The sequence below is a fragment of the Sphingobium sp. WTD-1 genome (assembly GCF_030128825.1).
Lineage (GTDB): Bacteria > Pseudomonadota > Alphaproteobacteria > Sphingomonadales > Sphingomonadaceae > Sphingobium.
Genome location: NZ_CP119127.1, coordinates 2,007,414 through 2,027,866, shown reverse-complemented (window position 1 = coordinate 2,027,866; position 20,453 = coordinate 2,007,414). Strand labels below are relative to the sequence as shown.

Here is a 20,453-nt window from a genome sequence, read left to right as displayed (position 1 = left end):
CGCTATCCCAAAAACAAGCCGCTACCTTCGCTCGACGAACTAACGAAGCCGGCGAGGGCCAACAAAAAACAGTCTACCGACGAAATGCTTGCCGCCTTCCAAGCAATGAAGGCAGCGGGAGCGCCGATCAAGATCAGGAAGGTTGCCTAAAGTTTAAGGTGGTTTTCCATTCTATAGTCGATCCGCCTAGTTCGCTCGGCGATTTCCTCTTAGTGATTAATTCCGAACGAAACACATTGTAGTCAGTCCCGAGGTATTTTTGCACGGGCTTTGGCTGCACAATCACTAATGGTGCCGTTACAGACAGCTCGAATAAACCGGATGGCAGTTCATTTCCCTGCTTCGAGAATGGTCCGAAAAGCAGCTTTCCGCAGGCTACCGAGCCCTCGTCTTGGGCAATATAATTCGGCGGAAAACCGGGCGATTTCAAGGTCGCATTGACTTCCGTACCTTCGGGGAGGTTCGTGACAATATTGACTTGTGGTCGCCTACCGCCGGTTAGAGAGACCTGAAACTCTAACGGAATAGGATCCTTCCCGACGCCGGGGAAGCGATCACATTTTGTTTGGGCTGTTTGGAAGCTTTCGGCCTTGGGCGATTGTCCGCAACTGGCCAAGGCCAACATGGCGACCAATGCAAATCTCGCCCGCATAAAGAATCCTTCCATAAGAGGTCACCCATGGATGACATGAAAATCGGCGGGATGCACGGCGAGCTTGGCCTTGATGTTCGCGGCTGGTTTGATGGCTTTGAAGATGCACGCGAAGTGCTGGCCGATTTCGCTAAAGAGGTGATGTCGCAGTTCAAGGAACTGGAGGGCAATATCCGCAATGCCGCGATCGGCATGACGGCAACGATCAGCGCATCGTTCGCTGGCATGACTGTCGTAACCAAGCGCGGCGCCGGCGCTTTCGAAAAGTCCATGAACAATGTCCATGCAGCGCTACGCGGCATCAGTGGCGACCAGCTGGAAGCGCTTTCGCAGGCGGCCCGTAAACTGGGGCCTGAGGTTGGACGCGGCGCAAAAGAAGCGGCGGACGGGATCGAGACGCTGGCGCTTGCCGGCATGTCCGCGCGTGACATTCTGGGCGGCGGGCTCGAACAGACCTTGCGCCTGGCGGCCGCCAATGCCGCTGAGCTCGGTTCCTCGGCCGCGCTGGTCACTGATGTCATGTCCCAGTTCAGCAAGTCGACGTCCGATCTGGAGGCGGTAGTCAACCAGGTTACCGGTTCGCTTGATGCGTCGAAGCTGGGCTTCAACGACTTCAAGGATGCTATCGCGCAGGGTGGCGGCGTCGCTGGCGCGGCGGGCGTCAGCTTCGAGGATTTCAATACGGCGCTAGCCGGTACCGCCGCTCTTTTTGGCAGCGGTTCCGATGCCGGCACCAGCTTCAAGACTTTCATCACCACTTTGACGCCCAAGTCGAAAGAGGCTGCGGCGATGATGGAGAAGCTCGGGCTCGACTTCTACGATGCCACCGGCAAGATGAAGGGGCTTGCCGATATCTCCGACATGCTCCGTGAGAAACTCGGAAATCTTTCCGACCGATCGCGTACCAATGTGCTGAACGAGATTTTCGGGGCTGATGCTATGCGCACGGCTATTGGCCTGATGCGTCTGGGTGGCCAAGCCTTTGATGATCTGCAACGTTCGATCGGCCAGACTGACGCGGGCGAGAAGCTGGCCATACAGCTCAAGGGGGTGGAGGAATCGTCCAACCGATTGAGCGACGCGTTCAATGAACTCAAGATCGCCCTGGGTGAAACCGGCATCCTCGCAGTCTTTACCTCGGTTCAGGATGCGCTGACCAGCATTACGCGTTGGTTTGCTGAACTTCCCCTTGCCGTGCGACAAGTCATCGTCGCAATCTGGGGACTGACGGCGGCGGTGGGGCCGATGATCCTGGCGTTGATGGGCATCGGGAAAATCCTCGCGCCTATCATCTTGTTGCGCGGCGGCTTCGGGCTGTTCGGAGCGGTACTGGCCGGCCTCATCAATCCGATCGGCACGCTGGTCGCTCTGCTCGGCCGCCTCGCCATAGCGCTATCAGGGGTCAGTGTCGCCTTGCGAACCGTGGGTCTGGCTATGACGGTATGGGCAGGCTGGATCGGCCTTGTTGTGACGGCTCTGACGTTGCTGGTCCTCTGGTCCACGCGCGCCACGACCGCCAATAGCGCGGCCCGGGAGGCGGCTGCCCGGGCCAGTGCGGCTTTTGACAAACAGCAGGCGGCCACGCTGCAGTTGGTGTCCGCGACCGGCGCTGCCCGCAAGGCGTTGATCGACAAGATGAAGGCGGACCGTGCCGCCGAGCTCCAGGCTATGGCCACTGCGAAAGCCGACGTCATTGCCGCGCGTGCGGCGCTGGAGCGCGCAAAGACGAACCTTTCCAAGTCGAAGTCCGAAGTGAAGATGGGTGCGCGGGGCGACCTGATCAGTCCCAAGGTGGCCCCCGGCATGAAGGCGGTCGACCAGGCGGAAGCCGACCTTCTGTCCCGCGCGAAGACGCTGGAAACTATCGCCAAGACGGTGGAGGGCTATAGCCGTTCGATCAATACGCCCGAATTCGGGACGGTCGATCTCGATCTCGGCGAAGACGACAAGAAGAAGACGAAGGGCGCGAAAGGCCCGTCCGCGCAGGATCTGGCCAACCGGCGCGAGCAGATGGCGCTCGAACAGCAGATGGCGGTTGCCCGCGCACGCGACGACAAGGATGAGATGCGCCGGCTGCAGGACAAGCTGGATATATTCCAGCGCCAGCGTGACTATGAAGATGCCGGGCTGAGCGCCAGCGCTGCCAAGCTAGCGGCCGAAAAAGACATTGCGGAGATCAAGGCCGCGGAGGCGGAATATGACGCGCGGGAAGTTGCTCGCGCCGAAAACGCCCTTGATCAGCAACTGGCCGAGATTCGCGGCGACGAGCAGATGGCGCGGTTGGCAGCCGACAAGGCCTATCTCGAAGAGCGAACCACCTTCTGGCAGGGTAAGGGCTTGACGCTGCTGGAGGCGCAGAAGCGGGCGGCGGATGATCTTGTCCAGGTTGATATTGCCCGCGCAGATGCTGCTGCCAAGCTGGCGCAGTCGCAGGCCCTGGAGAGAGAGGCAGAACTTTCGCGCCTGCGCAATGATAGCGCCGATCGTCAGCGGGCAACTGCCCGAGCAGCGGAGCTCAATCGCCGCGCCGAACAATATTATCGGGAGGGTGAAGGCAAGGTCGGCGAGGACGAAGCCCGCGACCGTGCGGCGCGTGAGATGGACGAGGAAGAAACCGCCCGGCAGCAGGGTCAATGGCGTGATGTTTTCCGGGGTGGCTTCCGCGCTGCCATGGACGGCGATCTGAAGGGCTTTGCGAAAAACTGGTGGAAGGACCAGGTCTCGCGTGGAATGGAAGAGGCGCTGAACAATCTTGCCGACACGCTGTTCAACCTGTTCCGCCAAGCATTGGGGCAAGGGGGGGCGGCTGGCGGCTCGGGTAGTGGGCTGCTGGGGTCTATCCTCAGTATCGCCACCAGCTTTCTGGGTAGCACCAGCAGTTCCGGCAATAGCGACATCGTTCTCAACAGTAATGCTGTATCCAGCGCGTTCGCCGGTCTCCCGGGCTTCGCGACTGGCGGCAGTTTCGAAATCGGCGGGAAGCCGGGGATCGATACCAACCTCGTGCAATTCTGGGGCACCGCCGGGGAGACGGTCAATGTGCGTCGCGGTAACGATGATAGCGGCGATCGGTCGCGAGGCGACACGCATATTTACATGCAGGGCGTCATGACCAATGACCAATTCTGGGAAACGATAAAGCAGGGCAACGACCAGGCGGCGCAAACTGGCGCTGCAAAGGGTGCAGCGTCGGTCGTGGAAGGCAACCAGCGGAGCTATGGCCGCATGTTGCAGGCAGAGCGCTGATGGCGAAGTTGGCCGTAATGCCGTCCATCGGCGTGGAAGGTCTGACCTTCCAGCCCCAGCGCGAAGATCTGGTGGCGCCGGAAACGAGCGGCCGGATGGGCGGCGTGCAGATCGGCTGGCCGCGCTGGTCCCTGTCGATGAACCTGGCCAATCTCGAATTCCCCGTGGCCGATGAATGGATCGCCTTCTACCGCAGTCGGCGCGGGGCGCAGCGAATGTTTCTGGGCTATGACCTGTCCCGTCCTTACCCGACGGCGCACTGCAAGGGGTTCCGCAATATGCTGACCGTCAGCGGCACGCCCTTCATGGGCGCAGCCGGCGCATGGACGCAGTCAGTGGATGCGCAGGGCGACGCCGTTCTGACGCTGGAGGGTGTGCCATCCGGTCTGAAGCTTGGACGGGGCGACTATATCGGCTTCAAATGGGACAGCGTCGACCCTGATGATATCGGCGCCGATCGGAGATTTCTGGTTGCTGTCACGACCGGCAGCCAAGCCGATGCCGATGGCACGATCAGCGTCGTGGTGGAGCCGTCCGTCCATGATGTGGTGCCGGCGGGCGCCGTCGCCCATCTCGACAATCCGATGTGTCTCATGAAACTGCTGGATGACACGAAGATGCCGCGCATCGTTATAAGCCATGCGGAGGCCGGTGGGGTCATCAGCGCGGTGCAGGTGACATTGCCGTGAAGAATTACAGTGCGGAGGCGCTGGCTGCGCTTGCGAGCGGGGAAGCGATCGTAACCGGCGCGCTGGCCATTTATTGCGATCCACCCGTGTTCGTATGGGGCGGGATCGGCCCGACGGAGATCGACGGCGACGTTTATAAGGGCGTCGATGACGGCAGTATCGGCCTTTCGACTGGCGGCAGCGTCGGCACCAGCGAGCAGGCCATGACCCTGTCGCTGTCCGGCATCGATCCGGATATTGCGGCCCTGTTCGACGCCAGCGAAGTGCAGATGGCGCCGGCCAAGGTCTATCGCATGATCTATGACGGGTCGGGCAGGCAGCGACTGGACAGCCGGGTTTTCCGACGGGGCAGGGTCGATGCGGCCCCGGTCGAAGATGTCATCGGTGGCACGTCGACCATTACGATCTCGATCGAGACGTCGGCGCGCGGCATGGGGCGAAGGGGAAAGCGGATGCGGAGCGATGCTGACCAGCGCACCATCGACCCGCTTGACGGCTTCTTCAAGCATTGCAGCTATGCCGGGACCAAGACCGTCTATCAGGGCGGCAAGCCCTCGTCGGCCGACTGACCTATGCGCGATTTCGAGGCCCTTGACCGCTATCTGGCGGCGCGCCGTTCCATGCCCTTCACCTATGGCTCGAAGGCCAATGATTGCGTGAGCTTCTATGCCGGCGCGGCGCGCGCGATGGCCGGGGTTGATCTGATGCGCGGGCGCAAATGGTCGAGCGAACTGGGCGCCGCCCGGGTAATTGCCCGGCTGGGCGGATTTGAAGCGGCGATCAGTGCTCATATGATCCCGATCGCGCCAGCCTTGGCCCGTCGCGGCGACGCTGCCGGGGTCTTCTGCCCCGATCACGGCATGATGTTGATGCTGGTGGAAGGCGAGACGCTTGCCGGCCCGGGGGAGCGTGGCACCCTGCGCCGCCCCCGTTCGGCGATGATCGCCGCCTGGACCTTCGAGAGCTAGGGGCGGATATGGCTAAGGTCGTAGGAATCGCCACGGGCGTAGTAATGATCGGCGTCGGGATCGCACAGATGAACCCTGTGCTGATTGCCCAAGGCATCATGACCGTTGCTACTATCCTGCTGGCGCCCAGCATGAAGGCGCGCACGGCCAGCAAGAACACGCTGACGATCGGAGAGACGGCGCGTGAGGGGATTTTCGGCGAAGGTTCGACCGGCGGCAGCCTGGTCGACATCTTCAACTATGGCGGCAAATATGGAACCGACTGGACGGTTGCGATCTATGCGCTGGCCGATCATCGCTGCGAGGCCCTGACCGGCTTCTATGTACAGGACAAGTGGGTGCCATTCACCGGCGACGGGCTGGTCGCCGGCTACAAGAACCAGTTGCGGGTCGATTGGCGGCCGGGCGCATGGGACGATGAAGTGCCGGCCTGGGTGCTGGCGAACTGTCCAGTGGTTGGCGGCGTGCCGACATGGACCGCGAACGATCGCGGACGCGGCGTCGCCAAGGTCTATGTGGCATGGAAGGCTGACAAGTCCGACGCGAAGAACCCTGTTTGGACGAGCGGCTCGCCATGGTCCTCGTTCCTGTGGGTGGTCAAAGGGCTTCGCTGCTATCAGGCGCGCAAGGATAGCAGCGTCGGCGGATCGGGCGCCCACCGCTGGGATGATCCGTCGACCCGCGAGTGGACCGACAATCCGATCGACTGCCGGTACACCTGGGCGCGCGGTATTTATGCCGGCGATCATGTCGATGATCCGGCGATGCTGTTGTTGGGTCGCGGCCTGTCCGACATCGAGCAGCCGCCGGAGAATGTCTTCGCGCCTGCCAACCTGTGCGATGAGCCCGTCGCGCTAAAAGGCGGTGGCACCGAGCCGCGATATCGGATCGGCGGCGTGTTCGGCGGCGACGATAAGTACATCGACACCGACGATGACATCGCATCGGCCTGCGGCGGATACACAGTCGAGCGCGAGGGGGCGATCGAGATCGTGCCCGGAGCCGCGCAGCCGGTGCTGTGGGACATCACCGACGATGACCTCATTGTCGGATCGAGCGTCAACAGCAGCGATTTCCGCACCCAGACCGATGCAGAATGGGTCAACACGGTCGCGGTCAAATATATCGAGCCGACACAACAGTGGAAGGATCACAGCGCGCCCGTGCGGCGCGACACGGCGGACATCCTGGCCGATGGAGAAGCCAAGGTCGCGCAGCCCGCGCTGACGCTCTGCACCTCAGGCACTCAGGCTCAGCGGGTCGGCGAGATGAAGCGCCGAATGGGGCGCCTGTGGCGCACCCGTAGTCTGACCCTGCCGCCGCGACTGGTTGGCGTCGAACATGGCGACTGGATCCGCTGGACCTCGAAGCGTTACGGCGTCCGTCCGGTGCCCGATGAGCCGGTGGCGATCATCTATCGGGTCGAAAGCGATAGCCAGGACAAGGGGTGGCAGAACCAGCTTACGCTGCGCGAGATCAGGACCGACGTCTATGGTTGGACGGTCGATGACGAGCTGGATGACGGTTCGGTGGCGATCGACAATCCGACGCCGGATTTCAGCGGCGCGCCAGGCGGGGGCGACTGGACCCTGACGGCTGAACTGGTGAGTGGCAACGGCTTGGCCGCGCCCGCGCTGCGGATCACCGGCGCGGCAGATTCCGATACGGTGACCAGCATCCTGTTCGATTATGCGGCTGGATCGGCATCGCCGGATGCGGAGGATGACGCCGCCTGGACAAGTGCCGGAACGCTGACCGGATCGGCCACTGACATGCTGATCCCAGGGGTTATGGCGGGCACCACCTATTGGGCTGCCGTATCATACCAGATTGGCGCGGAACGAACCGACAGGCTGATACTGGGTCCGGTGACGACGCCAGCGGCGGAAACGGGTGGCGGGCGGATGTTGCTCGAAGATGGTGGCCGGTTCCTGCTGGAAGACGGCTCGCAACTTTTGCTGGGATAATCATATGGCGGACGCAAAGGGTTCGGCCCTGCCGGCGGGTGGACCGCTGGCGGGACCGGAGAAGATTTTCGGTCTGGAGGGCGGCGTCAACAAGAGCTGGCTGGCGTCGCAACTGGCGACCTATATCACGGCGCTGATCGTGGATTCCGCGCCGACTACGCTCGACACGCTGAATGAGCTTGCCGCAGCGCTGGGCGATGACCCGAACTTTGCCGTGACTACGGCTGCCGCCCTGGCGGGAAAGCAGCCGTTGGACGCGGATCTGACGGCCATCGCCGCACTGGCGACCACGTCATGGGGGCGGGCGCTGTTGACGATGGCCAGCGCGACGGCGCTGCGGGCCGAGTTGAAAGCGCCGTACATGCTGGCCCAGAATGGTGCGGCGTCGGCCGCATGGACGGGCAGCACGGCTACGCATGACTTTGTGACGTTGACATTGCCGGGCGGTGCTCTGGGTCCGAATGGGTCGATGGAAGTACAGACGTTCTGGACGGCCCCCGACAATGCGAATGTCAAGACCGTCAGTATCGTTCTGGATGGCGGGGTGGTTCAGTCCTGGCAGCTGGGTAGCAATGGCAAAGCGGGCGCGCTCATGCGCATCGCGAACCGAAACAGCGAAGCATCCCAGTTGATCACCCGCAGCAACACCACATCTCCATATGGTGTCGGCACAGTGGCTCACGCGACGTCTGCGATCGACACCAGCACGGACAAGGTGCTGACCATTCGGGGCCAGCTCGCCAACGGCGCCGATAGCCTGACCCTCGAAGGCTATATCATCAAGGTATTCCCCGGCGCCTGACAGCGCCCCTCTCCAAGCTCTCATCATCTTCAGACCGGACGGCTCTGCCGCCCGAGGAGACATGCGCCATGCCCTCCCGTTTCGCCGCCAAGGAAAGCGTTGGCTATTATGCCACGTGGACGCTTGGCGCCCGCCTGGCCGAACCGCTGAACATCAGCGGATGGATATTCGAGGCGACTTTCGAGCGCTGGGCGGCTGACCCTGAGGCTTTCACCCTGGAGATGGCGGCCAGTGACGCCGATCAGGGCTTTCGCATTTTCAATCCGGTGGCCCGGCAGATCACCTGCAGGATCCTGCCCGCCACACTGGCCGGCATCAGCGACACCACCGGCCGCTTCACGATGCTTGCCGATCTGCTGGCGACGCCGCCCGGCGCCGACCGCTTCTTCATCGCCGATCTTGAATTGACCATAGTAAGAGGTCCGACCGCATGAACGATCTGTCGCTGAACTTCGCTGGCCCTCCCGGACCGGCGGGGAACAACACGCAAGAGCTGCTCGACCTCATCGACCGGCAGAATGCCTATCGCGTCACCTATCAGACGCCGGTCATCGTGGACGCGTCTGCCGGGTTGATCCGCTACGGGCGGATGCTGATCGCGCGCGAGAACGAGGTCTACAAGGTCGTGGACCCGGCAGATTACGGCCTGACCACCTTCGATTTGCCTTACCAGACCGGGCTGCTGGCCGATTATCACTATATCGATGTCGCCTCGATCGCGCCGGCGCAGACCAGCGTTTCGCCGGTCAAGCGGGAGTCGTCGGGTGCGGTGGTCGAGGAAGACCTACTGCATGTCGGCCTGGGGACCACCTTTGCGCGCACCTATACGCCCTTCACGGGCGCAGAGGTCATCTGGACCAACCGGACCAATACGGACATCGTCACGCCCGACGGGCTGCGCGCGATCGATGATACCGATGGCTATTATGGGACGCGCAACGCGCTCTATCTGCCGATCGCGCCGCTCTACAATCATTCGGCGAACATCACCTATCCGACCATCAGCAATGCCGAGAGCGCCGAGCTCGCTGGCTATTGCAAGATCGTGCGGACGGGCAGCGCGGGCGCCCTGGCCTATTCGCCCGACAATGGCCTGTTCGCCTATGTCGAATATACCGGCGCGCAGGCCTATTATGCGGCGCATCCGGGCCGCTGCTACGTGCTGGCGGCCTGGTACGGCGGCAACCGCACCAGCGACCTCGAATTCATCGAGCCGATGCGCAAGATGGTGCCGAACCTGCTCTACAACGGCAAGGGCACGGACGGTTACAATGCGCGTCCCTTCGTTTCCGACCCGATCACCCGCGTCGCGCCCGTCAGCCCGATCCTGACCGGCGCCGGCTTCGAGGCGGGCTGGAAGAGCGCGGTGAATGGCCGCGTCGTGACCGGCATCGATTTTGCCGAGCCGGTGGCGATCGGCCAGTGGCTGCTGGCGCAGTGGTATGTCGAAAGCTCCAACAATTTCGCGTCGACCGAATATGGGTCGGCGTACATCGGCCACCCCGACGGCACGCAGACCGAAATCAGCCAGTTCAACAACGCGGCGATCCGGATGGTGCGGCAGCTTGCGCCGAACGTCCGGCTCTACAGCCTGCTCATTCAGGTTGCGGCCAAGGCTGCCAGTTATGTGATGGTCGGCATGGGCCCCAGCTTCTCGGGCGCCGCGCATAGCGTGTTCGGCGTCCAGATCGGCACCGGACCGGGCTCGCGGATCTCGCTGGCCGACGATGATTATCCGGTCCAGCCTTACACGGTGCAGGACAATCTGCCTGCGATCGAGGGCGATCCATATCTCGGCCGCGCGCGCATGAACCTGCTGCGCCTGGCGTCGGCGCAGACGGCCGATCTGGATGGCACTACGCTCCAGCATCATATCGTCCTCTCGCCGTGCGATAGTTTCACCGCGATCAAGGAAGCATGGTCGACCGATTTCACGCGGGCGATGAAGGCGCGCTATGGCAATGCGGGGCCGGGCTGGTGCGGCTTTGGCTATCATGACGCCTATGGCGAAATCCGCGGCTGCGCCGATCCCGCCGAAATGGCGGTCTCGTTCTCGGGTAGCTGGGTCGGCACCTATGGCACCGACTTCAAGTCGCCCGACCTCAGCAGCGCGACGTCTGGCACGGCTGGCTCGCGGGTCATGGTCGGCTATTTCTCGACTGCGCAGATCGCCCTGCTGGAGCTTCACTATACCGGCGCGATCGGCGCGGCGGTGCGCTATCGTTTCAACGGCGGCGCATGGGCAGCGCTTTCGCTGGCGGCGACCGGCGGCCAGAAAGCGGCGATCAACGGCGCGCCGGCAGGCGCCTGGCAACTGGAGATCGAAGTCGTCAGCGGCACCGTGACGCTCGGCGGCCTGTTTGCCCGGAACGATCAGCCCGGGATCATCGTGTCCAACCTGGCTGTCAGCGGCTCCGGGCTGGTCGGCTCGTGGTCCGCGCTTCTGCACCCCAGCGGCGCGAGCTATCGCGCGGACCTGATCGCAGCCTTCAGCCGGCTCGACAATCGCGGGCGCATTGACCAGTGGATCGCGCTGATCGGCACCAACGACCAGCGCGTCAGCGCCGATCCGCGCGACTATGGCAAGGCCATGATCGTGTTCGTTCGGGGCATGATCCGCGCAGTCTCGCCGCTCGCCTCGGTCCTCTGGGCCGTGCCCTGCGAGAATGGCCTCGCCACGGGGCCGGCGATGCGGAATTACGCGACCGCCGCGCGGCTGACCGCCCGCGAGCTCAAGATCGCCTTTGTCGACATGCAGCCGTCCTTCGGCGCCAGCTTTGCCGATTATGACGATCTGTTCGGAACGGACGATCTGCATCCCAACGCGATCGGCGGCAAAATCCAGTCGGACATGCTCCAGCGCGTCCTGATGGGAAACAGCGCGGCCGATGCCCTCAAGACCGAAATGGTGGCGCTCGTGGAACAACGCTCAGGCCTTCCGACGCTGCGCAACGCCGATTGGGACGAGGAGACGTTTGACATCGCCGGCCGCCGCGTGCGTGGCAAGGACGGCCAGGCGCGCAGCTGGCGCGCGCGTCAGGGGATGATGGACCGGCAGGAGGCGCCGGAACTGGGGCTGGCCACGCTGCGCATCGAAGATTTCGATGATGTGACCTATCACTCCAACGGCGCATTCAAAACCGCCACCGACCTGCGCAAGCATGTCTGGCGGCGAACGCCGGCTGGACTGGTCCGCGATGACGCTCCGGGCGTCCCCGCGACCGAGATGCGCAATGCCGATTGGGACGAAGAGACGCTGAACCTGGACGGCTCATTCCGCAGCGGCATCCGTCGCGACCGGTCTGCCTGGCGTGCGGAGAATGGTCAGATCATCGAGGATCTGCGCCTTCCCTCGCTGCGCCAGAATTATGGGTTCAACGGTCTTTATGGCACGACCGTTCTTACACCCGCCAACGGCGTCGACATCTTGATTCCCGTAGTCGGCCAGTCCCTTGGAAAGGGCAACAATAACGACCCGGAGGCGGTAGCCATCACGACCGTCCCGCCGTTTCCTGGCTATGCCAAGATGATCGGTGACAGTCCCTGGTGGGCAACCGGAAAGCTATCGCTCCACTATTCGGACCTGTGCGAGGTCACGGAGACGGCGAACCCAACTGGGTCGAAGGAGACGATTAACTCTGGCATGGCGCTGGCGATGATGCCGACATTCCAAGCTCGACTTGGTTTTATGCCACGCATCATCTTCACTTCGGTCTGTCTGGGTGGCAACGCCTATTTCGGCGGCGCTGGTGCCCGCAACGGGATGAAGCGCGGTTCGCTGATCAACAATGAGTTGCTCAACACGGTTCGAGCGGGCGTCGATATTTCGCGCCGCGAAGGTCGGCGCGCGATCGTGCCAGGTGTTGTGGTGATGCACGGCGAGCAAGATTTTGCCAACGGCCTGAGCGCTGGTCGTTATGCCCGAGCGCTTGACCAGTGGTGCCTCGATCTCAATGCAGATATCGGGGCCATCACCGGACAGGCTGACCCAGTCCGGATGTATGTTAGCCAGGTCAATCGTGGGTCCAGCGGTGCGGGTGCGACGAACATGATCGCGCAGGCTCAGCTGATGGCTGAGCGCAGCAACCCGCTGATCCGCTGCCTCGGTTCGATCTATTTCGTGGACCACGCTGCAGGCGACGGCGATCACCCCGACGCAATCGGCTATCGCCGCATAGGGCTTCTCCACGGTACCTATATCGCGAACGACCTGTTCGGCGCTTACGATCAAAACCTCAGTGTCGTTGAAGAATATTGGGAGGACGCTCTCAATTACGTCCTGGTCTACAGTGATGCCATCGACATAGAGTCTGATGACAGCAAGATCGCCATATCCACGCTGGGTGCGGGCAAGGGTATCGATTTCACCCAACGCGGCGGCAGCGGGGCGCTTGTCGGCATTTCGAGAAGCGGCGCGAACGGCGTCAGGATCACGTTCGACACCCATCCCACCGGATCGCGACGCAAGCTGCGCATCGCATCCCGCACCACCGGCGACGGCGGCATGGGCCGACTAACGGGCGCGCGCAGTGGCATTCGCAGCTTCGATCCGGTCATCACGGACGCACTCGACAATTTCCCGATCTACCGTTGGGCGTCGACTGAAGTTCGCGACATGGTGGACTTTGACGCTGCTGCGGTGGATGAGCGTTTTCCGCGAAAGTTCGCCACCTCCAACCGTCGCGCATTGGGGCGCCTTTCTGAGGGCGTCGCCCCTAACGTCTGGCCTGATCCGACCTATGAGCGGATCGTCGCTGCCGCTGCGACGCCCGGCACGCGGTTCAAGGATCGCATACTTTTCTCCCGCTCCAGCACCGCGCCCGTGCTCTCAACCGCCACGGTCGATGGCGCGCCGGGGTTCAGGATTGAAGCCAGCGGCGCGTCTGAGACGAGCATCGTCATTCGTGGATCGCTGGAGGATTTTGGTCTGGACCGGTCAAAGCCGATCAGCGTTTCGATGATGATGCGCGACCGTGTCGGACCGCAGCAGCTGGCGTCACGTATTCGCTTCTACCAGTATCCCAACGCCGGCGGCACGTCGCCCCTGAGTACCTATGAGCTGGCAATCCCCGCCAGCAATGGCATGGACCAGGCGATTGAGATACCGACCTTCACGGCGGACCCCGCCACGGTGGAAATCGGCCTTTACATCTCGATGGCGACTTTGGGCTCGGGCGCCACCTTCTCGGACCTGACCTTCTGCAACGGCCCGATCGCCTACTCCAAGGCCCCTGCGGTCCAGACCGATCGACATGCGGAAGTCTATCTCGCTACCACCGGCGCCGACGCGGACAGCGGATCGTTCGCCCGCCCTGTTGCCACGCTGGCGGGCGCCCGGATCAAGGCGCCAAATGGCAAGCTGGTGATCCTGGCCAGCGGAGGCGTTTATGCGGGCGGTGCGGGCATCAACCTCAAGGGTCTGCGCTCGCTCAAAATACTGGCTCAGCCGCACGACCAGCCGATCTTCAAGTTCGGGACGGCGATCGCGCCCGGCACCTGGGCGGCTGCGCCGGGCTATCCCGATGTGTGGCGGGTCGCGATCCCCGCATCACTGACGGATGCCAAATATCTGTGGGAGGATGGAAGGGCCTTTTCGCCGCTCGGTAGCTACGACCATACGCTCTATCGCGGCCGCACCCATCGCTCGCCGCTCGCCAGCCCATACTATCTCGTGCCTGACGCTGCTTCTCTGGTGGCCGGCGCCTGGACCAGTGATGCGACCTATGTCTACGTCAAGACGATCGACGGCGGCGCGCCTTCGCGAACCTTCTATCTCCCGGACACCCTTGCCGGGATCATCTACCCAGATGGCGCGAACGCGACGAACGATCGCGGCCTACTTCGCGAAGTCGAAATGCTCGGGATCACCGACATGTACGGCTACACGGGGCCGCGTCCGCGCTATGCGATGAAAGCGCACCTTACCAATTGCCGCTCCATTGGCGGGCGGACCCTCGGCTTTGTCGGCGATGGGGTCAGCGACTTCCTACTCGATCATCCTGAGGCGATCGGCGCTGGCGGTGACAACATCAACATCCACCAGGCGCCAACCCTCGGGACGCCTGATCGCGGCTTCCTGTTCAGGGTCATCAATGCGCTCTCGATTGGCGCGTGGGACGATGGCTTCAGCCCGCATGAAGTTTGTCAGGGCGATGTGAGCGGCGGTCTGTTCGAAATGAATGGGGGTGATGGCATCGTCTATTCATTCGGCGCGAGTGGCCGCATCGTCGGCGCGACGGCCCGTAACAACGGCGGCGCCTGGGGTGTCGGTGGTGTCGGTACCGGGCCTTCGGCCGGCAAGGGCGCTGGCTTCGGCTACACAGGCACGCTTGCCGCGAATGAAGGTGGGGCTACCGGCTTCTGCGAGGTGATCGACTGCCTTGCTGAAGACAATTTCATGCACGTCAAATGCGATACTGGAGCCACCAACCGGATGTTTGTCGAACGCTTGGTCATGGGCGCGCTGAAAGAGCCTTCAAACGCAGGCTATGCTGGCATTCGCGTCAAGGATGGGGCGGCCGTCATATCCCGCGATCTGCGCAAACTATCCAGCTTCTCCGGGACGATTGGACTGGCGGATGCCGGCTCGACCCTGACCTACGACAACTCGATCCTCGCTTAAGGAGCTCTCAGACATGCCATCCATCATCAGAACTCTCGACACCGTCAGCGCGGACAGCGTCGGCCTGCCCGACGAGCGTCCCGACGTGCGCGAGCGCCTGCTCTATCAGGCGCCCGAGCTGGTGCGCGCCTTCCGCGCAAACAGTGGCTTCGAGACGGCCGGCGCCGACATCGGCTGGCGGTGCCGCAAGACGGACGCGATCATGCGTCCGGGGTTCGGCGCCTATCTTCCGACCCGCACCAAGGCACATGCAGCGTTCAATAACCGTGCCGCGCTGGTCTATGGCACCGCCACTGGTCAGGAAGGGGCCATGGTCGGTCCTGGCTTTCTGCCGCTGAACGCCAGCTTCAGCTTCATCCTCGTTGGCATGGTCGGACCGGGTGAAAATGCATATGAGCTTGGTTCGGGTGCCGACCCGAACGGCGCGACGCCATTCTGGATCCGTCAGACTTCGGCGGGGGGGCTGGCCGCGAAGCTTGGCACCGGCACCGTCAATGCGGCGACCGTCCGCCCGCCTTCGGCTGGTTCGACCATGATCATCGTCAGCTATGACGTGATCACCGGCGAGCTCAAGATCATGGCCCATCTCGAAACGACGCCGACGGTGGTTTCAGCCGGCGTGGTGCCGACAGATTCCGACATGCTGGTGGTGGGCGCAGCCGGCACGCCCAGAACCACATTCACCTCCGAAATCGACGGCGGCGCACTCGCTGAACTGCTGCAGTTCAACGTCCCCATCCTCTCTTCGGGGTACGGAAGCATCCTAGCGGCCGCGCGCGGCATGGTGGCCAGCTATTACGGTATCGCTTGAGCGCGGACGATGAACACACAACAGGGAGCCGCGGCGATGACGCCATGGAGTGAGGCGTTGATCGCCAAATATGCTTGGATCTGGGTCGGCCTCACGTTCGGCTTCGCCGCGAAATATGCGCTGCTCATCAAGAAGGGGGTGAAGATCAAGCCGGGGTTGGTGCTGGCAGACATCCTCATCCTCCCGATGGTGGCGCTGATCTCCTACTGGATGATCAGCCGCGCCGGCGTCGACGGTGAAGGCGCCGCCCTCATCACGGCCGGCGCGACCGTCGGCGCCGATCGCGTCGTCAAGCTCTACACGGATCGCTTTGTCCGCCAGGTGGGCGACGTGATCACCGACGAAGCGACGCGCCGCAAAGCCGCCATCCGCGAGGAGGTGCAGGCCGAACTGAGCGCGGAACGAACCCTTCAAGACATCGCAACGGGCAAGCGGCCCTTGGGAGGTGAATGATGAACGTCGACCAGCTCATTGATGAAGCGATCGGCCGCGAGGGCGACTATGTGAACAACCCCAAGGACAAGGGCGGCCCGACACGGTGGGGGGTTACCGAGCAGGTAGCCCGTGCCTATGGCTATACCGGTGATATGCGGGTTCTGCCCCGCGAGACGGCTGTTGCGATCTACCGCAAGCGCTATCTCATCGAGCCGGGATTCGATAAGATCCTCGCTATGTCGGCGTCTGTCGGCGAACTGCTATTCGACACCGGCATCAACATGGGTCAGGCCATTGCCGGCCAGTTCCTCCAGCGCGCGCTCAACCTCTTCAATCGGGGGGCCTCGCTCTATCCCGATCTCAAGGTTGATGGTGCCTGCGGGCCGATGACGCGGCAGGCGCTGGCCAGCTATCAGCAGCGCCGGGGCGCGACCGGCGAAGGTCTGCAGGTGCTGCTCTGGACCATTCATAGCTTCCGCACCGGGCGCTATGAGGAGATCAGTCTGGCGCGGCCGGCGAATGAGGAATTCAGCTACGGATGGATCGCGCGCCAGGTGCGGATGGGGATTGCCGCATGACCGCGATCGACATCATGACCGTCTTCTGGATCACCGTCGCGGTGGCAGGCTTCGGCGCCTGCATCCTGGCGAACTATCTGACGAGGGTGCGGTGATGGGTCTGGGCAAGATCACGCGCGGGCTCGGCAAGGTCGGCCTCGCGTTCGAGGCTTTGGGCTATGTGGCGGCTGGCGCTAAGGCACTGGTGCGCGCGGTTCGTGGTGCCCCTGGCGCGCGCCGCGATGACGTTGAACTTCGCCAGGAGCTGCCGCAGGATAAGCGTGAAGAAGACATTCAAGGGTAACCCCGTCTGCCTCAGGCGGGCCGCAATCAACTGAACTGCAGACGGGGTATCCAACGAGCCGGGCAGTCTAAAACCGAATCGCGGGACGGCTTTGGGTAGGCACTCTGTCACCGCTTAGGAAGCGGAATATCTCAAAGAATGAGGCGGTGACCCCAGCGCTCCACTTCGAAAGGGCGTCGCAGTCATCAGCACTGAGGTCAGCCTAAAATATCCCTGATCATCCGATCCAACAATAAGGGGAACCACGAAAGGTCGATCCTGACCGACCAAAAGCCGAATTATCTATCAATCACGGCGCAGTTGCATGAAAGCGCCTATGATCAGGCCAAAGGTCACTACGTAAATTGCTAGGTCCAAGACTACTTCGGACATCTGGCTGTCGAGCCTCCTATCCTATGCCAGAAATGGGAGACCCTGACCGACCAACCGATTGCAAACGTCGGTCAGGATCCACCGTGGCGATAGCATCATCGCTGGCGGGATCAAGAAGGGCTGGGCATTATTGCCGGCTAAGCGGCCGGCCGGTCCTGTAATCCATAAGCTGGTGGACCCGCTCGGCGATCTCGCGCCAAGCCCGAGCGGATGCATCATCGCCAGCCGCTTCCGCCTCCGCGATCTGGGCAGCGGCATATTTCGGCGCCTTGGCGCCCCGCCGCTTTATGACCTCTTGCGCTGAGGCCCATAGGGTCCAGTCGTTCAGATGCATGGCGCCATCATATGGTATCTGACCGTGGGGTTCGAATCCCATTTTGGACCAGCTGGAGGGTAAAAATAATCCGCATGGTATAATCCATGGTATCTAGCGGAACAGCTAAGATTTTATCTCACAATTACAAGCAATTGATCGATTGATTTAGCTGGCTCCCGCTCCGCCACTTCAGTCCCAAGCTGGGCACGCCGATTCCCGCCGATTTCCCTCCGGAAACGGCCGCAAGCGTGCGGAGTAGCTCTCCTTTCGATCCCATGATGCGAACTTCGGTCTTTGCGACCTCGACGCGCTGGGCGAAGGCGCGCAAGTGATCCCGCCGATAACCGCCCCCGTCGAGGCGGAGGCGCTGGCGCGCCACGTCGGCAAACCGGCGCACGGTAGCCGGCGTGACCGCCTGATTGCCGGAGCTTTCAAGCGTGGCTTGCGCCCGCTCGGCATCCACCTGCGCCTGGTCGCGAAGCGCCTTCAACCCGGCGATGCGGTCTTTCAACGCCGGATCGGAGATATCGGCGACGCCTGATTCGATCGCGTCATAGAGGCGCTTGAGGCGAAGGTCGGTCTCGGCCGCCCGGCGGTTCAACTCGCCGATATGCTCCTGCCGACGTTCGGCCCGCTCGTGCCGGCGGTCGAGGACGGACGACAGCACCTCCTCCAGCCGATCGGGTTGGAGCAGCCGATCCTCGATATGGCCGGCGACGATGGTGTCGAGCTTTTCCATCGGGATCGAACGGCCCGAGCATCCGGTCTCGCCCTGCCGCGCCTTGATCGAGCAGGTGTAATAGCGGTAGCGCCCGCCCTTGCCGGTGCGGATCGTCATGGCCCCGCCGCACTTGGCGCAGAAGCAGATGCCGGTGAGCAGGGTCGGCCCGCTGACCACGCGCGGCGGCGTGACCTTGGGATTGCGGGCTTTCAGATGCGTCTGAACGGCGTCGAAAGTCTCAAGGTCGATCAGCGGCGGCACAGGAACCGTGACGATCTCGCTGATCGGTTTCAGTTCCTTGGTCTTGGAGCGCTTGTTGAACTCGTGCTCGCCGATATAGGTGCGCCGCGTCAGGATGCGGTGAAGCTGGCCGATGCCCCAGCGCCCGCCGTCGCGGGTGAAGATGCGGCGCGCGTTCAGATGGGACACGATCGCCTTGACGCCCATCGGGCCGGAGGTGCCGTTCCCTTCCAGCGCCAGCCGGTAGATCAGCCGCACGGTGTCGGCGTGCAGCGGATCGATCTCCAGCTTCTTCTTGGTCTTGGCCCCACGCTGTTCGGCCGCGACGATGCGGTAGCCGATCGGCGGCAGCGCGCCGTTCCAGAAGCCCTGCCGGGCGTTCTCCTTCAAGGCGCGCATGACGTGCTTGCCGTTCTCCTTGGACTGATACTCGTCGAACAGCGCCATGATCTGGCGCATCATGACGTGCATTGGATCATCGCCCATCTCCTGGGTGATGGAGATCAGCTTGACGCCGTTCTTGGCCAGCTTGCGGACGTAGAACTCCAGCTCGAAATGATCGCGGAAGAAGCGGCTGAACGAGTGGACGACGACGATGTCGAAGGGCGCGGGCTTGGACGTGCCCGCCTCGATCATGCGCTGGAACTCGGGACGGCGATCGTTGGTGGCCGACGCGCCGGGTTCAACAAAGGTATCGATAAGTTGGTAGCCACGCGAAACGCAGTAGGCTTCGCCCTGGCGCTTCTGGTCGGGGATCGAGACGTCATGCTCGGCCTGCCGGGTCGTCGAGACGCGGAGATAGAGGGCGGCGCGCGTGGCAATGCTGGGTGTTTCAGCGTTCATGATGGGTCTCCCTCTGCCGTGATGTTCCGCTTCCGCGATTGTCTCAGCGGCAGGTCCAGGACGACGCGATCGTGGACGAGCTTCGGCGCGAGCTTTCGGCCGCTGCGCTCCATGCGGATCAGGCCGTAGCCGGTCATCGTCTTCAGGGTGCGTGAGAGGTTGGATTTGGCCCGATCGGTTAGCACCGCTAGTTCGTCGAGCGAGCCCGGGGCCTGCTCTGCGATAATGCGCAACATCTCGCGATTGGGCGCGGAAAGAATGCGGGCGAAAGATTCGGTCGAGGCGAACCAGATCTTGGGGTCGGCCTCGCGCGGCCTCTCCTCTCCGCGCGCGATCCGCTGCGAGCGGGCCTTCATTTCGTCGGGATCGGCGATGCCAACCTTCAGCGTCGTCATGGCGTTTTGCCTCCGTCCTGGCATTCGCCGGGCCGGGCAAAAGCATCGGGCGGCGGATCGACTAATCACCGCTTATAGTTATCATCACAACGCAACTAAATCAAACGGATCATGTTCGTATGAGTTTCACCGAAACCGATCACGGCTCAGCGGGACGGCCCGAACAATTCGTCGAAGATGTCGCCGAACCATGCCTCGAACAAGTCGATCTCGGCCTCCGTCACTGGAACGCGCTCCGGCCAGTCGTCGGTCACGGTCCAGGATTCGACATCGTGCTTGGGCGGGCGGCCGATGGGTGGGGCTGGCGTCCCGATCTCGTCCGGCGGGATATAGTCGTAGAGGTCGTCGGGCAGAGCGCCGGACACGACACGGAGCCGGCGTCGCGGGCGATCAGTGCTGCGCCGGGACATGGGAACCGCATTCTGTGAAATGACCAACCGTAAAGACGCTCGATCCTTCGCCACGACGCCGCGCAATTCTTCCAGCATCAACGGATCGCGCGGACTGTGAAGA

17 protein-coding genes are annotated in these 20,453 nt (G+C 62.7%); 12 read left to right on the top strand and 5 right to left on the bottom strand.

The genetic code is table 11. From position 1 onward, the window contains the following. Window positions 1–133: 133 nt before the first annotated feature. Window positions 134–667 (bottom strand): hypothetical protein, encoded by a 534-nt coding sequence (locus N6H05_RS09955; protein WP_284113709.1) that lies wholly within the window; start codon window positions 665–667, stop codon window positions 134–136. A gap of 12 nt (window positions 668–679) precedes the next feature. Here N6H05_RS09955 and N6H05_RS09950 point away from each other — a divergent pair, with 12 nt between their 5' ends. The 12 genes from N6H05_RS09950 to N6H05_RS09895 all read left to right on the top strand — a co-directional run bounded on the left by N6H05_RS09950 (window position 680) and on the right by N6H05_RS09895 (window position 17,053). After that, on the top strand, window positions 680–3,898 hold the full coding sequence (locus tag N6H05_RS09950; protein WP_284113708.1) for a phage tail tape measure protein: 3,219 nt from the start codon (window positions 680–682) through the stop codon (window positions 3,896–3,898). Then, window positions 3,898–4,587, top strand: coding sequence for a hypothetical protein (locus N6H05_RS09945; RefSeq protein WP_284113707.1), 690 nt, complete (start codon window positions 3,898–3,900; stop codon window positions 4,585–4,587). The genes N6H05_RS09950 and N6H05_RS09945 overlap by 1 nt, the downstream gene beginning before the upstream one ends. Beyond that, complete coding sequence (locus N6H05_RS09940) at window positions 4,584–5,156, top strand: hypothetical protein (protein ID WP_284113706.1); 573 nt, start codon at window positions 4,584–4,586, stop codon at window positions 5,154–5,156. The genes N6H05_RS09945 and N6H05_RS09940 overlap by 4 nt, the downstream gene beginning before the upstream one ends. 3 nt (window positions 5,157–5,159) lie before the next feature. Then, window positions 5,160–5,555, top strand: coding sequence for a DUF6950 family protein (locus tag N6H05_RS09935; RefSeq protein WP_284113705.1), 396 nt, complete (start codon window positions 5,160–5,162; stop codon window positions 5,553–5,555). Between the two features lie 8 nt (window positions 5,556–5,563). Then, on the top strand, window positions 5,564–7,522 hold the full coding sequence (locus tag N6H05_RS09930; RefSeq protein ID WP_284113704.1) for a phage tail protein: 1,959 nt from the start codon (window positions 5,564–5,566) through the stop codon (window positions 7,520–7,522). Between the two features lie 4 nt (window positions 7,523–7,526). Then, window positions 7,527–8,324, top strand: a complete 798-nt coding sequence (locus N6H05_RS09925) for a hypothetical protein (RefSeq protein ID WP_284113703.1) — start codon at window positions 7,527–7,529, stop codon at window positions 8,322–8,324. Between the two features lie 68 nt (window positions 8,325–8,392). Continuing rightward, on the top strand, window positions 8,393–8,758 hold the full coding sequence (locus N6H05_RS09920; RefSeq protein WP_284113702.1) for a hypothetical protein: 366 nt from the start codon (window positions 8,393–8,395) through the stop codon (window positions 8,756–8,758). After that, window positions 8,755–14,946, top strand: a complete 6,192-nt coding sequence (locus N6H05_RS09915) for an SGNH/GDSL hydrolase family protein (RefSeq protein ID WP_284113701.1) — start codon at window positions 8,755–8,757, stop codon at window positions 14,944–14,946. Before N6H05_RS09920 ends, N6H05_RS09915 begins: the two co-directional genes overlap by 4 nt. Before the next feature lie 13 nt (window positions 14,947–14,959). Further along, on the top strand, window positions 14,960–15,757 hold the full coding sequence (locus N6H05_RS09910) for a hypothetical protein (protein WP_284113700.1): 798 nt from the start codon (window positions 14,960–14,962) through the stop codon (window positions 15,755–15,757). A gap of 57 nt (window positions 15,758–15,814) precedes the next feature. Continuing rightward, the gene (locus tag N6H05_RS09905; protein WP_284113699.1) at window positions 15,815–16,210 is read left to right on the top strand and encodes a hypothetical protein; all 396 of its coding nucleotides are present in this window, start codon (window positions 15,815–15,817) and stop codon (window positions 16,208–16,210) included. After that, entirely contained in the window at window positions 16,207–16,770 is a 564-nt protein-coding gene (locus N6H05_RS09900; RefSeq protein ID WP_349666218.1) for a glycoside hydrolase family 108 protein, read from the top strand. The genes N6H05_RS09905 and N6H05_RS09900 overlap by 4 nt, the downstream gene beginning before the upstream one ends. A gap of 94 nt (window positions 16,771–16,864) precedes the next feature. Further along, complete coding sequence (locus tag N6H05_RS09895; RefSeq protein WP_284113698.1) at window positions 16,865–17,053, top strand: hypothetical protein; 189 nt, start codon at window positions 16,865–16,867, stop codon at window positions 17,051–17,053. A gap of 499 nt (window positions 17,054–17,552) precedes the next feature. Here the strand turns inward: N6H05_RS09895 and N6H05_RS28260 are convergent, their stop codons facing one another. From N6H05_RS28260 to N6H05_RS09880, 4 genes are all read right to left on the bottom strand, one after another. After that, the gene (locus tag N6H05_RS28260) at window positions 17,553–17,759 is read right to left on the bottom strand and encodes a DUF6961 family protein (RefSeq protein ID WP_502958965.1); all 207 of its coding nucleotides are present in this window, start codon (window positions 17,757–17,759) and stop codon (window positions 17,553–17,555) included. A gap of 124 nt (window positions 17,760–17,883) precedes the next feature. Beyond that, on the bottom strand, window positions 17,884–19,545 hold the full coding sequence (locus tag N6H05_RS09890; protein WP_284113697.1) for a recombinase family protein: 1,662 nt from the start codon (window positions 19,543–19,545) through the stop codon (window positions 17,884–17,886). Beyond that, window positions 19,542–19,940 carry an HVO_A0114 family putative DNA-binding protein gene (locus tag N6H05_RS09885; RefSeq protein WP_284113695.1) on the bottom strand — a complete coding sequence of 133 codons (399 nt, stop codon included), beginning with the start codon at window positions 19,938–19,940 and terminating at the stop codon, window positions 19,542–19,544. Before N6H05_RS09885 ends, N6H05_RS09890 begins: the two co-directional genes overlap by 4 nt. A 146-nt stretch (window positions 19,941–20,086) precedes the next feature. Continuing rightward, window positions 20,087–20,350 carry a hypothetical protein gene (locus tag N6H05_RS09880; RefSeq protein WP_245481997.1) on the bottom strand — a complete coding sequence of 88 codons (264 nt, stop codon included), beginning with the start codon at window positions 20,348–20,350 and terminating at the stop codon, window positions 20,087–20,089. Window positions 20,351–20,453 lie beyond the last annotated feature (103 nt).

Excerpts from the sequence above, each read along its gene's own strand:
- N6H05_RS09955 (WP_284113709.1), bottom strand. The coding sequence starts at position 667 with ATGGAAGGATTCTTTATGCGGGCGAGATTTGCATTGGTCGCCATGTTG.
- N6H05_RS09950 (WP_284113708.1), top strand. The coding sequence starts at position 680 with ATGGATGACATGAAAATCGGCGGGATGCACGGCGAGCTTGGCCTTGAT.
- N6H05_RS09945 (WP_284113707.1), top strand. The coding sequence starts at position 3,898 with ATGGCGAAGTTGGCCGTAATGCCGTCCATCGGCGTGGAAGGTCTGACC.
- N6H05_RS09935 (WP_284113705.1), top strand. The coding sequence starts at position 5,160 with ATGCGCGATTTCGAGGCCCTTGACCGCTATCTGGCGGCGCGCCGTTCC.
- N6H05_RS09930 (WP_284113704.1), top strand. The coding sequence starts at position 5,564 with ATGGCTAAGGTCGTAGGAATCGCCACGGGCGTAGTAATGATCGGCGTC.
- N6H05_RS09925 (WP_284113703.1), top strand. The coding sequence starts at position 7,527 with ATGGCGGACGCAAAGGGTTCGGCCCTGCCGGCGGGTGGACCGCTGGCG.
- N6H05_RS09920 (WP_284113702.1), top strand. The coding sequence starts at position 8,393 with ATGCCCTCCCGTTTCGCCGCCAAGGAAAGCGTTGGCTATTATGCCACG.
- N6H05_RS09915 (WP_284113701.1), top strand. The coding sequence starts at position 8,755 with ATGAACGATCTGTCGCTGAACTTCGCTGGCCCTCCCGGACCGGCGGGG.
- N6H05_RS09910 (WP_284113700.1), top strand. The coding sequence starts at position 14,960 with ATGCCATCCATCATCAGAACTCTCGACACCGTCAGCGCGGACAGCGTC.
- N6H05_RS09900 (WP_349666218.1), top strand. The coding sequence starts at position 16,207 with ATGATGAACGTCGACCAGCTCATTGATGAAGCGATCGGCCGCGAGGGC.
- N6H05_RS09895 (WP_284113698.1), top strand. The coding sequence starts at position 16,865 with ATGGGTCTGGGCAAGATCACGCGCGGGCTCGGCAAGGTCGGCCTCGCG.
- N6H05_RS28260 (WP_502958965.1), bottom strand. The coding sequence starts at position 17,759 with ATGCATCTGAACGACTGGACCCTATGGGCCTCAGCGCAAGAGGTCATA.
- N6H05_RS09890 (WP_284113697.1), bottom strand. The coding sequence starts at position 19,545 with ATGAACGCTGAAACACCCAGCATTGCCACGCGCGCCGCCCTCTATCTC.
- N6H05_RS09885 (WP_284113695.1), bottom strand. The coding sequence starts at position 19,940 with ATGACGACGCTGAAGGTTGGCATCGCCGATCCCGACGAAATGAAGGCC.
- N6H05_RS09880 (WP_245481997.1), bottom strand. The coding sequence starts at position 20,350 with ATGTCCCGGCGCAGCACTGATCGCCCGCGACGCCGGCTCCGTGTCGTG.